Annotated in this window: 11 protein-coding genes; 3 read left to right on the forward strand and 8 right to left on the reverse strand. The window is 66.3% G+C overall.

The features are described from left to right. Positions 1-4: 4 nt before the first annotated feature. The 5 genes from ACO05L_RS09245 to eno form a co-directional block, all read right to left on the reverse strand. The gene (locus ACO05L_RS09245) at positions 5-1,306 is read right to left on the reverse strand and encodes a pyruvate dehydrogenase complex dihydrolipoamide acetyltransferase (RefSeq protein ID WP_421728887.1); all 1,302 of its coding nucleotides are present in this window, start codon (positions 1,304-1,306) and stop codon (positions 5-7) included. Next, complete coding sequence (locus ACO05L_RS09250) at positions 1,303-2,709, reverse strand: pyruvate dehydrogenase complex E1 component subunit beta (protein ID WP_421728888.1); 1,407 nt, start codon at positions 2,707-2,709, stop codon at positions 1,303-1,305. Before ACO05L_RS09250 ends, ACO05L_RS09245 begins: the two co-directional genes overlap by 4 nt. Then, positions 2,706-3,752 (reverse strand): pyruvate dehydrogenase (acetyl-transferring) E1 component subunit alpha, encoded by a 1,047-nt coding sequence (gene pdhA / locus ACO05L_RS09255; RefSeq protein WP_421728889.1) that lies wholly within the window; start codon positions 3,750-3,752, stop codon positions 2,706-2,708. Before pdhA ends, ACO05L_RS09250 begins: the two co-directional genes overlap by 4 nt. 124 nt (positions 3,753-3,876) lie before the next feature. Further along, positions 3,877-4,206, reverse strand: coding sequence for an FtsB family cell division protein (locus ACO05L_RS09260; protein WP_421728890.1), 330 nt, complete (start codon positions 4,204-4,206; stop codon positions 3,877-3,879). A gap of 100 nt (positions 4,207-4,306) precedes the next feature. Beyond that, entirely contained in the window at positions 4,307-5,584 is a 1,278-nt protein-coding gene (gene eno / locus ACO05L_RS09265; RefSeq protein WP_421728891.1) for a phosphopyruvate hydratase, read from the reverse strand. Positions 5,585-5,798: 214 nt separating this feature from the next. Here eno and ACO05L_RS09270 point away from each other — a divergent pair, with 214 nt between their 5' ends. From ACO05L_RS09270 to ACO05L_RS09280, 3 genes are all read left to right on the forward strand, one after another. Beyond that, positions 5,799-7,541 carry a type I secretion system permease/ATPase gene (locus ACO05L_RS09270; protein WP_421728892.1) on the forward strand — a complete coding sequence of 581 codons (1,743 nt, stop codon included), beginning with the start codon at positions 5,799-5,801 and terminating at the stop codon, positions 7,539-7,541. Continuing rightward, positions 7,538-8,875, forward strand: a complete 1,338-nt coding sequence (locus ACO05L_RS09275; RefSeq protein WP_421728893.1) for an HlyD family type I secretion periplasmic adaptor subunit — start codon at positions 7,538-7,540, stop codon at positions 8,873-8,875. The genes ACO05L_RS09270 and ACO05L_RS09275 overlap by 4 nt, the downstream gene beginning before the upstream one ends. 136 nt (positions 8,876-9,011) lie before the next feature. Beyond that, a complete protein-coding gene (locus tag ACO05L_RS09280; RefSeq protein ID WP_421728894.1) occupies positions 9,012-9,989 on the forward strand; it encodes a peptidase in 978 nt (325 codons plus the stop codon). Between the two features lie 83 nt (positions 9,990-10,072). Here the strand turns inward: ACO05L_RS09280 and ACO05L_RS09285 are convergent, their stop codons facing one another. The 3 genes from ACO05L_RS09285 to tpiA form a co-directional block, all read right to left on the reverse strand. After that, positions 10,073-11,722, reverse strand: coding sequence for a CTP synthase (locus tag ACO05L_RS09285; RefSeq protein ID WP_421728895.1), 1,650 nt, complete (start codon positions 11,720-11,722; stop codon positions 10,073-10,075). A 157-nt stretch (positions 11,723-11,879) separates the two neighbouring features. Further along, complete coding sequence (gene secG / locus ACO05L_RS09290; protein WP_421728896.1) at positions 11,880-12,281, reverse strand: preprotein translocase subunit SecG; 402 nt, start codon at positions 12,279-12,281, stop codon at positions 11,880-11,882. A 78-nt stretch (positions 12,282-12,359) separates the two neighbouring features. Next, entirely contained in the window at positions 12,360-13,109 is a 750-nt protein-coding gene (tpiA, locus tag ACO05L_RS09295; RefSeq protein WP_421728897.1) for a triose-phosphate isomerase, read from the reverse strand. Positions 13,110-13,202: the final 93 nt, after the last annotated feature.

The raw sequence follows: 13,202 nt of genomic DNA on the forward strand, positions 1-13,202 counted from the left end.
GGCCTCAGGCCAGCATCGTCACGGGGTCTTCGATCAGCGGCTTGAAGGCCTGCAGGAAGCGGGCGCCGGTCGCGCCGTCCACCACGCGGTGATCGCAGGTGACGGTGACCGTCATCACGGTCGCCACAGCCAGGACGCCGTTCTTCACGACAGGCCGTTGCTCGCCTGCGCCCACGCTCATGATCGCGCCCTGGGGCTCGTTGATGATCGAGGAGAACGACTTGATGCCGAACATGCCCAGGTTCGAGACACTGAAGGTGCCGCCCTGGAATTCCTCGGGCTTCAGCTTCTTCTCACGCGCCCGCTTGGCCAGATCCTTCGACTCTACAGCGATCTGCGACAGGGTCTTGGTTTCGGCCTTGAAGATGATCGGGGTGATCAGGCCGCCGTCGATCGCCACGGCCATGGCCACGTCGGCATGGTGGTGCATGGCGATGCCCTCAGGGCTGTAGCTGGCGTTGGCTTCCGGCACGGCCTTCAGGGCCATGGCGGCGGCCTTGATGACGAAGTCGTTGACCGAGACCTTCACACCCGACTTTTCGAGCAGGGCGTTGATCCGGGCGCGCGCGGCCAGAAGGGCGTCGATCTCGACGTCGATGAACAGCGGGAAGTGCGGCACGTTCTGGATCGACCCGACCATGCGGCGGGCGATGGCCTTCTTCATGCCGTCCAGCGGGATCAGGTCATAGCTGCCGTCCGGGATGCCCATGTCGGCCAGGGACTGGACCTTGCGCGCCTCGATGCCGCCGGCCTGGGCCGTGGTGGCGGCAGGCTTGGCGGCGCCCTTGGGTGCGCCTTCGACATCGCGGCGGACGATACGGCCGTGCGGGCCGGTGCCCTTGATGGCGGACAGATCGACGCCGCCCTGTTGGGCCAGACGGCGAGCCAGGGGCGAGGCGAAGATGCGCTCGCCCGACTTCGCCGGAGCCGCAGCAGCTGCGGGAGTCGGAGCAGCCGCAGGGGCAGCCTTGGTCGCTTCGGCAGGCTTGGGCGTCTCGGCGGCGGGAGCGGCCTTGGAGGCTTCGGCCTTGGGCGCCTCAGCCTTGGCGGCGGGAGCGGACGCGCCGCCCTCCTCCGTCAGTCGGGCGATGGGGGTGTTGACCTTCACGCCTTCGGAGCCTTCGGCCACCAGGATGTCGGTGATCTTGCCCTCGTCGACGGCCTCGACCTCCATGGTCGCCTTGTCGGTTTCGATCTCGGCGATGACGTCGCCGGCCTTGACCGTATCGCCGACCTTGACGTGCCACTTGGCCAGCACGCCCTCTTCCATCGTGGGCGACAGGGCGGGCATCAGGATGTCGGTCATGCCATCACCTTCTTGACCGCCACAACGATCTTGTCGGCGCCCGGCAGGGACAGGGCTTCCAGGTTGGCGGCGTAGGGCAGAGGCACGTCTTCCTGATGCACCCGGATCGGCGGCGCATCCAGGTAGTCGAAGGCGTGTTCGATGACGCGGGCCACGACCTCGGCGCCGACGCCCATCGGACCCCAGCCTTCCTCGGCCGAGACCAGGCGGCTGGTCTTCTTGACGCTTTCGACGATGGTCTCGTGGTCCAGCGGGCGCAGGGTCCGCAGATCGACGACCTCGCAGGAGATGCCCTCTGCCGCCAGGGTCTCGGCGGCCTGCAGGGCAAAGCCGACCATGCGGCTGTGGGCGGTGATGGTGACGTCGGTGCCCTCGCGGCGGACCTTGGCCTTGCCGATCGGAACCAGATAGTCCTGGACCTCGGGCACGTCGAACTCCAGGCCGTACATCATCTCGTGCTCGAGGAAGACGACGGGGTTGGGATCGCGGATCGCGGCTTTCAGCAGGCCCTTGGCGTCTGCGGCGTCATAGGGGGCGACGACCTTCAGGCCAGGGACCTGGGCGTACCAGGCGGAATAGTCCTGGCTGTGCTGGGCGCCGACGCGGCTGGCGGCGCCGTTGGGGCCGCGGAAGACGATGCCCGCACGGATCTGACCGCCCGACATATAGAGGGTCTTGGCCGCCGAGTTGATGATGTGGTCGATGGCCTGCATGGCGAAGTTGAACGTCATGAACTCGACGATCGGCTTCAGGCCCGCCATCGCCGCGCCGACGCCCAGGCCGGCAAAGCCGTGCTCGGTGATCGGCGTATCGACGACGCGCTTGTCGCCGAACTCCTGCAGCAACTCGCGGCTGACCTTGTAGGCGCCCTGGTACTGGGCGACCTCCTCGCCGATCAGGAAGACGGCGTCGTCGCGGCGCATCTCCTCGGCCATAGCGTCGCGCAGGGCGTCGCGGATGGTGGTCTTGACCAGCTTGGCGTCGGCCGGGATTTCCGGGTCGCGCAGTTCGGTCTTGGGCGCGGCGGCCTCGACCTCGGCGGGTTCGGCGGGAGCCTTCTCCGGATCGCCGGCCTTGGCTTCGTCACCATTGTCCTTGGCGACGGCGACAGGTGCGGCGGCCGCGTCAGCCTTGCCCGCATCAGCCTTGGGCGCAGGTGCGGCGTCGTCGCCGGCCAGACGGGCGATCGGCGTATTGACCTTCACGCCCTCGGAACCTTCGGCGACCAGGATTTCCAGCACTTCGCCTTCGTCCACAGCCTCGACTTCCATCGTAGCCTTGTCGGTCTCGATCTCGGCGATCACGTCGCCCGCCTTGACCACGTCGCCCGCCTTGACGAGCCATTTGGTCAGGGTGCCCTCTTCCATCGTGGGCGACAGCGCCGGCATGAGGATGTCGGTCACGCTGCTGTCTCCACATAGACGTCGGTATAAAGTTCGCTCGGGTCCGGCTCGGGGCTTTCCTGAGCGAACTGGACGGCCTCGGCGACGATGGCCTTGATCTCGGCGTCGATAGCCTTGAGCTCGTCTTCCTTGGCGCCGGCCTCGTCGAGCAGCATCTTGACGTGGTCGATGGGGTCGCGGGTCTTCTTGACCTCGTCGACCTCTTCCTTGGAGCGGTATTTGGCCGGGTCGGACATCGAGTGTCCGCGATAGCGATAGGTCTTCACCTCAAGGATGAAGGGCCCGTCGCCGGCGCGGGCGCGGGCCACGGCGCGTTCGACGGCGTCCTTGACCGCCAGCACGTCCATGCCGTCGACCTGCTCGCCCGGGATGCCGAAGCTGGCGCCGCGCATGTAGAGTTCGGTCGTCGAGGACGAGCGTTCGATGCTCGTGCCCATGGCGTACTGGTTGTTCTCGATGATGTAGATGGCCGGCAGCTTCCACAGCTGGGCCATGTTGAAGCTCTCGTACACCTGACCCTGGTTCGAGGCGCCGTCGCCGAAATAGACGAAGGCGACCGAATCATCGCCGCGATAGCGACCGGCGAAGGCCAGGCCCGTGCCCAGCGCCACCTGGGCGCCGACGATGCCGTGACCGCCGTAGAAGCCGGTGGCCGTGTCGAACATGTGCATCGACCCGCCCTTGCCCTTGGACGATCCGCCCGAGCGACCGGTCAGCTCGGCCATGACTTCCTTGGGATCCATGCCGGCGGCCAGCATGTGGCCGTGGTCGCGATAGCCGGTGATGATTTTGTCGTGGCCCTGTTTGACGCTCTCCTGAACGCCAACAGCCACGGCTTCCTGGCCGATATAGAGGTGACAGAAGCCGCCGATCAGACCCATGCCGTACAGCTGGCCTGCGCGCTCTTCGAAGCGGCGGATCAGCACCATCTCGCGGTAATACCGCAGCAGGTCGTCCTTGGACGCCTTTGGCGTGTTCGGGATCGACTTGTCTGCCGATTTGCTGGGCTTGGAAGCAGTCTTGGCTGCGGCGGCTCTCGCCATCCGGCGTCTCCCGGCTGTGCCCCCCAACCACGTCGGCTTGGGGCATCCTATCGTTACGGAAAGGCGGCTTTAGCAGCCTTCGTTCCCGAAACGCAAAGCGACCCGGCTTGACTGTAACAATAGTTCAGGAGGCGATCGGTGCTGCGGCGGCCTGTGCGGGTGCGGAGACGCGCACCACATAATCGTGCGGATCGGCAAAGCCGAGCACCGCGCGGGCGCGCTCTTCCAAGAGGTCTCGCGAAAGACTGCCGGTGCGCAGATAGCGCACGCGGACCTCAAGGTCCGCGCGCTGTTCCGCCAGCGTCAGAAGCTGGGCCTCTCGCTGCACCAGAAGGGCGTCGCGTGCCGAGCCGCTCAGGATGCCGCGCTCTCCGGTGAGAGCTTGAACGCCCAGATAGACGAACAACAACGACAACACGGCTACTGGGAAATACGGTTTCATCCGCTCGGGCATTTCAGACGCTCATTCTAAGCGTGGATACTGGTCAACCGAAGATGACCGGGAATGCCTAACGAACCGTAGCTGAGCCGTTACGAAACGGGGATAATCTCCCCTATTTCAACAGCATTCCGTCGCCGTAGTAGGAGGCCTGGTCGCCCAGCATCTCCTCGATGCGGAGCAGTTGGTTGTATTTGGCCGTGCGATCCGAACGGGCCAGGGACCCGGTCTTGATCTGTCCGCAGTTGGTGGCCACGGCCAGGTCGGCGATGGTCGAATCCTCGGTCTCGCCCGAGCGGTGGCTCATGACGGCGGTATAGCCCGCGCGGTGGGCCATATCGACCGCGTCCAGGGTCTCGGACAGGGTGCCGATCTGGTTGACCTTGACCAGGATCGAGTTGGCCAGGCCTTCGCCGATGCCGGCGGCCAGACGGGCCGGGTTGGTGACGAACAGGTCGTCGCCAACGATCTGGACGCGGTCGCCCAGGCGGTCGGTCAGCAGCTTCCAGCCATCGAAGTCATCTTCCGAGCAGCCGTCCTCGATGGAGACGATGGGGAAGCGTTCGCACAGATCGGCCAGATAGCCGACCATGCCCTCGGCGTCGAAGGTCTTGCCTTCGCCGGCCAGGTTGTATTTGCCGTTCTTGAAGAACTCGGTGGCGGCGACGTCGAGGCCCAGGTGGAAGTCCTCGCCGGCCAGATAGCCAGCCGCTTGGCCTGCCTTGGTGATGAAGCTCAGGGCTTCCTCGGCAGAACCCAGGTTGGGGGCGAAACCGCCTTCGTCACCGACATTGGTGTTGTGGCCGGCGTCTTTCAGTTGCTTCTTCAGGGCGTGGAAGATTTCCGAGCCCATCCGAAGGGCCTCGGAGAAGCTCTCGGCGCCGGTCGGCAGGATCATGAACTCCTGAATGTCGATCGGATTGTCGGCGTGGGCGCCGCCGTTGATGATGTTCATCATCGGGGTCGGCAGGACGCGGGCCGAGATGCCGCCGACATAGCGGTGCAACGGCAGACCGGCGGAAATGGCGCTGGCCTTGGCCACGGCCAGGGACACCCCCAGGATGGCGTTGGCGCCCAGACGCGCCTTGTTGTCGGTGCCGTCCAGAACGATCAGGGCTTCGTCGATCCGGCGCTGGTCCTCGGCGTCCATGCCGCTGAGGGCATCGAAGATCTCGCCATTGACGGCGTCGACCGCCTTCTGGACGCCCTTGCCGCCCCAGACCGTCATATCGCCGTCGCGCAGTTCGACCGCCTCGTGAGCGCCCGTGGATGCGCCCGAGGGCACGGCGGCGCGACCGAACGAACCGTCATCCAGTGTGACATCGACCTCGACGGTCGGATTGCCGCGGCTGTCGAGGATCTGGCGGGCGACGATGTCGGCGATGTCGGTCATGCGGCTGGGCTCTGGCGAAGGCGTTGAAGAGAACGGGCGCGGTTTAGCCCGGCGACCGCGAATCGACAAACCCCAACGGCAGGATCCCTCTCGCCTAAGCCTCGATGTGCGTGAGATTGAACCTCGCTGGTCGCCTCAATCAGAGATTTCATGGGCGGCTCTCGCCTAAGGGTCGATCTCGCGTGTAGAGATTCGGCATTCGCCGGAGACCGACGTGCTCAAAGCCCTGTTGCCTGACTCGCCGGGCGTGAAACCCTTGGCCGCCGCGTTGCGTGCCTGTCGCTGGCACGTGATCGCTGCGGCGGTGTTCAGCGCCCTGGTGAACCTGCTCTATCTGACACCGACCATCTACATGATGCAGATCTATGACCGGGTTGTGCCGACGGGCGGCGTCCTGACATTGATCCTGATCACCCTTGTGGCCGTTTTCGCCCTGGCCTCCCTGACCCTGCTGGACGGCCTAAGGACGCGGCTCATGGTGCGAGCGGGCCTGAGGCTGGATCGACAGCTGGCAGGCCCCGTCCTCGCTCGGGTCATCGCCCGGCAGGAAACGGCGTCCCGCTCGACCCAGGCTCTGCGCGAGTTCGATAATGTCCGCACCGCCGTCGCCGGTCCGGGCGTCATGGCGCTGTTCGACGCGCCTTGGACCCCGATATACATTCTGGTGGCCTTCCTGCTGCATCCGGCCCTGGGCCTGCTCAGCCTCGTCGGCGCCTTGCTGTTGATGGGTCTGGCTATCCTGAACGAACGGGACACGCGGCCGCGCCTTCAACTCGCCATCGCCGCCCAGAACCGTGCCTATGCCGCCCAGGACAGCATCGCCCATCAGGCCGAGGTGGTCCGCGCCTTGGGGATGCGTCGCTCGCTCACCTCGCGCCAGCTGCAGGAACGCGCCGCCGCGACCTCGGCCAATGTTGATGCCCAGTTCACCGGCGGTCGCTACGGCGGGGCGATCAAATTCGTGCGGCTGGTGCTGCAATCCCTGGCTCTGGGCCTGGGCGCCCTTCTGGCTATCGAGGGGCAGATTTCGGCCGGGGCGATCATCGCGGCCTCGGTGCTCCTGAGCCGGGCTGTCGCGCCCATCGAGCAACTGGTCGGCGCCTGGCCCGGCCTGGTCCAGGGCCTGGCCAGTTGGAAGAACGTCGTCGAACTGTTCGTCGGAGCCAGCGACCTGGACCGCGAACGCACCGCCCTGCCCGCCCCGACCGGCGACCTCTCGGTCGAAGGCGTCAGCGTCCGCTTTAATCCCGGCGATGAACCCCAATTGAAGAACGTCTCCCTGCGCCTGGCTCCCGGCCAGACCCTGGGCGTCATCGGCTCCAGCGGCTCGGGCAAGACGACCCTGGCCCGCGTCATCGCCGGAGCTCAAACTCCGGGCCTTGGGACCATCCGGCTGGACGGCGCGGACTATGAATCCTGGGACGCCGACCGGCTGGCGCGCCACATCGGCTATCTGCCCCAGGCAACGACCCTGTTCGCCGGGTCGATCAAGGACAATATCTCGCGCTTCGCCGCGGCTGATGGAAGCGCGGCCCAGGACATCGACGCCGCCGCCGTCGCCGCGGCCCGCGCCGCCGGGGCTCACGACCTGATCCAGAAACTGCCCGGCGGCTATGACGCTGTGCTCGGTCCGAACGGCGCGGGCCTGTCCGCCGGCCAGTCCCAAAGGGTCGGACTGGCGCGTGCGCTTTACGGCGACCCTGCCTTGATCGTGCTCGACGAACCCAACTCCGCCCTGGATCAGGAGGGTGAAGCGGCCTTGATGACGGCCATTGCAGGCGCTGCGGCGCGTGGCGCGACCGTCGTCATCATCGCCCACCGCGCGGGTGTCCTGGCCAAGGTCGATCGCCTGCTGCTGATGCGCGACGGCGCCGTGGAGCTTATGGGGCCGCGCGACGATGTGCTGGCTCGTATCCAGCAGAACCGTCCAGGCCCCCGTGTGGCGAGCGTACAATGACCGACCTCGCATCCCTGCCCTCAGCTTCGACCCCGCCGTCAGATGCGCCCCGCAAGGAGATCATCTTTGGGGCCGTGGTCGCCATCCTGTTCTTCGTCGTCTTCCTGGGCTGGGCGGCCTTCGCCCCCTTGGACGCCGGGGCCTATGCGCCCGGTCAGATCACGGTGTCAGGCAGTCGTCAGGCGGTCCAGCACCGCGAGGGCGGCACCATCACCACCTTGTCCGTGGCCGAGGGCGATACCGTCTCTCGCGGCCAGATTCTGGTCTCGCTGGACACCAGCGAACTGACCGCCGGGGAACGCAGCCTGACAGGCCAGGTCTTCGCCCTGCTGGCCCAGCGCGCGCGGATGATCGCCGAGCGCGACGACCTGCGCGCCATCCCCTCCCCGCCCGAGTTCAACGGCCTCGCCCCCGAAGACGCGGCCTTGGCCCAGGAGGCGATGCGGCTTCAGCGTCTGCAGTTCGGCGCCCGCGGCAGCGGCCGATCGACCCGTGTCGGCATTCTGGGGCAGCGGATCGAGCAACTGTCGAAGCAGATCGATGGCCTGAACCGTCAGGTCGAGTCGAATATCGAACAGCGCCGGCTGATCGGCGAGGAACTGGACGGAATGCGGTCACTGGCGGCACGCGGCTTTGCGCCGGAGAACCGTGTTCGCGCCCTGGAACGCACGGCGGCTGCGCTGGACGGCGAGAACGGCGCCCTGCGCGCCCAGATCGCTCAGGCCAATGAGGCCATCGGCGAAACCCGTCTGCAGATGTCCGGCGTGACGACCGAGCGCGACGAGGATGTCGCCGACCAGCTTCGTCAGGTCGAAATCCAGCTGAATGACCTTCGGCCGCGCCGCGACGCCATCGTAGATCAGATCGAACGCAGCGAAATCCGCGCGCCGGTCGCCGGTCGCGTCGTCGGGTTGAGCACGCATACGGTCGGAGGCGTGGTCGCGCCGGGCCAGATTCTGATGGAGATCGTGCCGGACGAGGCCAATCTGGTCATTTCGGCCCGGGTGTCGCCCGTCGACGCCGACAATATCCGCGTCGGCCAGGACGCTCAGGTGCGCTTCTCGGCCATCCACGACCGAGCCGTGCCGATCATCCACGGCCAACTGACACGGATCTCGGCCGACAGTTTCGTCGATGAGCAGTCGGGGCGCAGCTATTTCACGGCGGAAATCCGGGTTCCGCCCGCCCAGATGGCCCTGCTGGGGCCGGCGGCCCAGACGGTCGGTCCAGGCCTGCCCGTCGAGGTGATCGTGCCTCTACGCAAGCGCACAGCGCTCGACTATCTGCTGGAGCCGCTGGCCCACACCTTGTGGCGCTCCGGGCGCGAGCAGTAGCGGGCAAGGCGCGAAGAGCGCTGATCTTTTCGATGGTCGGCGCACGCTGATCGCTGTAGATTCCTGCGAAGTTCACCGGCGTACCCTCTTCAGAGGGAGCGGCGGCCGGCGCGCTGGAAATCCTGAGGGGGAAACCATGAAGCTGCATACTGTCGCTCTGTCGGCCATCGCGATGACCATGGCCGTTTCGACCGGGGCCTTGGCCCAGAACGCCAGCCTGAACCCGATCTCCGGCAATGTCCGGCTGGGCGCCGGTTTCACGCCCGATCCTTATCGTGTCAGCGTCTATGCGGGCGGCGGCACCGACGCTTCGCGCCTCAGCAGTAGTTGCGCAGGCAAGATCAGCGAGGCGCCTGATTTCCGTCTGACCTACGAGGCGGGCAGCTATGCCCTCAGTTTCCGCACCGAGGCGTCCGAGGACACCACCCTGGTGGTCAATGGCCCCGATGGGTCCTGGTATTGCGACGACGACGGCGGCGGCTCGCTGAACGCCGAGGTCCGGTTCAACACGCCTCGCAGCGGTGTTTATGACGTCTGGATCGGGAGCTACGGCGGCGACCTGGTCAGCGGCGCCCTGCTGGTGACCGAAAGCGGCAACGGCGGTAATGGCGGCGGCCAATATTCGTCGGACCGCCCGCGCGGAATGTATGACAACGGCGACAATCGTGGGCGCGACAATCGCGGGAATGACAATCGGGGCGGCGCCAATCGCGGCGGTGCGCCGGATTCCAGCCTGACGGCGAACTTCGGCGAAATCCGCCTGGATTCGGGCTTCACGCCCGATCCCTATCGTATCGATCTGGTCGCCGGTGGAACCTACGACGCCAGCAACCTGGGCGGCTATTGCGTCGGCAAGATCAGCGCCGCCCCGGATCTTCAGGTCACCTATGACAGCAGCTTCCTGCCGCTGGTGATCCGCGCCCGGTCGCGGTCGGACACGACCCTGGTGGTCAATGGTCCCGACGGCCGCTGGTACTGTGACGACGACACGGGCGGCAACAGCGACGCCGAGGTCCGTTTCAACAGCCCACAGAGCGGCGTCTATGACATCTGGGTCGGCACCTATGGCGACGACACCGCTTCGACCACCCTGTCGATCACCGAAACCCCGTAACGAACTGTGGGGCGTCCGCCGAGCGGACGCCCCACATGGCATCTGATCAGGTTGTCAGCGTTTCGACTGACGCAGGCCGGTCGTCAGACCAGTCGGCTCTGCACCAGAGCTGCGCCGATAAAGCTGGCGAACAGCGGGTGGGGCTTGAACGGCCGGCTCTTGAGCTCGGGGTGATACTGGACGCCGATGAACCACGGGTGGTCGGTGCGTTCGACCGTCTCGGGCAATACGCCGTCTGGCGACAGGCCGGCGAACTTCAGACCGCTGGCCTCGATGGCCTCGCGATAGTTGATATTCACCTCGTAGCGGTGACGGTGGCGCTCGTTGATCTCGGTCGAACCATAGATCTCGGCGATCTTGGATCCTTCGGCCAGGGTCGATTCATAGGCGCCCAGACGCATGGTCCCGCCCAGATCCCCGCCCTGCTGGCGCAGGACCCGCTGGTTGCCTTGCGTCCACTCGGTCATCAGGCCGACGACGGGTTCTTCGGTCGGTCCGAACTCTGTCGATGAGGCCTTAGGATAGCCGGCCTGGTTACGGGCCGCCTCGATCACCGCCATCTGCATCCCGAAACAGATGCCGAAATAGGGGATGTTGCGTTCGCGGGCGAAGCGGGCGGCCTCGATCTTGCCCTCGGCCCCGCGTTCGCCGAAGCCGCCGGGCACCAGCACCGCATGGGCGCCCTGGAGCCGCTGTTCGCACAGTTCACGGTCGCCCTCGAAGGTGTCCGCTTCGACCCAGTCGATGTTGACCTTCACCTGATTGGCGACGCCGCCGTGATGCAGGGCCTCGATCAGGGATTTGTAGGCGTCTTTCAGCACCGTGTACTTGCCGACCACGGCCACCGTCACCTCGCCATCGGGCTGAAGGCGGCGGCGCACGATCTCGTTCCAACCCGTCAGGTCGGGCGCGGGCGCGTCGGTGATGCCGAAATGGGCCAGAACCTCGGTGTCGAGCCCCTCGCGGTGATAATCCAGCGGCACGGCGTAGATGTCTGCCGAGTCCATCGCCTGGATGACGCCCGAGGCCCGCACATTGCAGAACTGGCCGATCTTGCGCTTCTCTTCCTCGGGGATCGGGAATTCGCAGCGGCATAGCAGGATGTCGGGCTGGATGCCGATCGAGCGCAGTTCCTTGACCGAGTGCTGCGTCGGCTTGGTCTTCATCTCGCCGGCGGTCTTGATGAAGGGCAGCAGGGTCAGGTGGACGAAGCAGGACTGGCCGCGCGGCAGATCCTGGCCCAGTTGGCGGATGGCCTCGAAGAAGGGCAGGCCCTCGATGTCGCCGACCGTGCCGCCGATCTCGACCAGCACGAAGTCGACGGCCTCGCCCTCATCGGTCAGGGCGGGCGTCAGGCAGAAGGATTTGATCTGGTCGGTGACGTGCGGGATCACCTGCACCGTGGCGCCCAGATAGTCGCCGCGACGCTCCTTCTCCAGGATGGTCGAATAGATGCGGCCGGTCGTGACGTTGTCGGACTTGGCCGCCGAGACGCCGGTGAACCGCTCGTAGTGGCCCAGGTCCAGGTCGGTTTCCGCGCCGTCGTCGGTCACGAAGACCTCGCCGTGCTGATAGGGGCTCATCGTGCCCGGATCGACGTTCAGATAGGGGTCAAGCTTGCGCAGCCGGACCTTGTATCCGCGCGCCTGAAGGAGCGCTCCAAGAGCTGCGGAGGCGAGGCCTTTTCCCAAAGAGGAAACCACGCCGCCAGTGATGAACACATAACGGGCCATGGGAGATCACCTTACGGCTGATTCGGTTTGGCGAGGACGGGCGCCACGCAAACCAGCTGTTGAAAACAAAACGAGCGCGGCCCGGTCAGGGCGCGCTCGTTGGAGACGGGGTCGTAGTCGGGGTCGGCTGCGGCGGGGATGAACCGCCGCGACCATCCTATTGCTGCGGAGCGGGCGTTGTCGGGACGACGCTGGCTTCAAGATCTTGCAGGGTCGGGGCGGCGGTCGGCGCAGGCGCCTGGCTCGGCGCGGCCTGGGCCGGTGCAGCCGGGGCATCGCCGCCGACAGCGATGGAGCCCACGGCGTTGGCGTCGATGATCGAGCGGCTGCCGCGATCCAGGTTGCCGACGATGGTCAGGGAGATGGCGCACAGGAAGAACAGAGTGGCCAGGATCGAGGTCGAGCGCGTCAGCAGATTGCCCGCACCCCGGGCCGTCATGAAGCCCGAAGGACCGCCGCCCATGCCCAGGGCGCCGCCCTCGGAACGTTGCAGCAGGATCACCCCGGTCAGGGCGACCGAGATGATGAACATGGCGACGAGCAGAATGGTCTGGAGCATGGGGACTTACATGTGTGCGCAGGCGCGCGGATCAAGCGGCGGGCTCTAACATCAAGGCGGGGTTTAGGGAATAGGCAGTCAGGCCGCCCGGATGATGCCGAGGAAGTCTTCAGCCTTCAGAGACGCTCCGCCGACCAGGGCGCCGCCGACTTCGGCCACGGCCAGGATCTCGGCGGCGTTCGAGGGCTTCACCGAGCCGCCGTACAGGATCGGCGCGGTGCGTCCGCCTTCCCCCAGCCGCTCGACCATGGCGGCGCGCACGGCGGCGTGGACCTCCTCGATCTGATCCAGGGTCGGCGTCAGGCCGGTGCCGATGGCCCAGACGGGTTCATAGGCGACCGCGAAAGCCTGTCCCGACAGGCTGGTCGGCAGCGAGCCCATGACCTGGGCGCTGACCACGGCGACGGCGTCTCCGGCCTGGCGCTGTTCCAGGGTTTCTCCGACGCAGATGATCGGCTCCAGACCCGCAGCCAATGCGGCCTCGGCCTTGGCGGATACATCGGCGTCGGTCTCGCCGAAGCCGGCGCGTCGTTCCGAGTGGCCGACGATGACCAGGCGGGCGCCGGCGTCGGCCAGCATCGAGGCGGCGATCGAGCCGGTGAAGGCGCCCGAGGCCTCTGTATGGCAGTCCTGCCCGCCCACTGCGACCGTCCCGCCCTTCAATGTCCAGGCCATCTGGGCGACCAGGGTGGCGGGCGGACAAAGGGCGACGCGGACCGCCACGGGCGAATCATTTAGCGAATCTTGCAGGGCCTTGGCTTCCTGAAGCGAGGCGCTGAGGCCATTCATCTTCCAGTTGCCGGCAATCAATTTCACGGATTGTTTCATGCTGGCTTACTAACGCGACCGGAACAGCAAAGCCAAGCTGCCGCCGTAATCGAATGATCTGCCTGCGGATCGGGGCTTATCCGGTGTCTGACA

This window comes from Brevundimonas sp. (assembly GCF_965227765.1).
Classification (GTDB): domain Bacteria; phylum Pseudomonadota; class Alphaproteobacteria; order Caulobacterales; family Caulobacteraceae; genus Brevundimonas.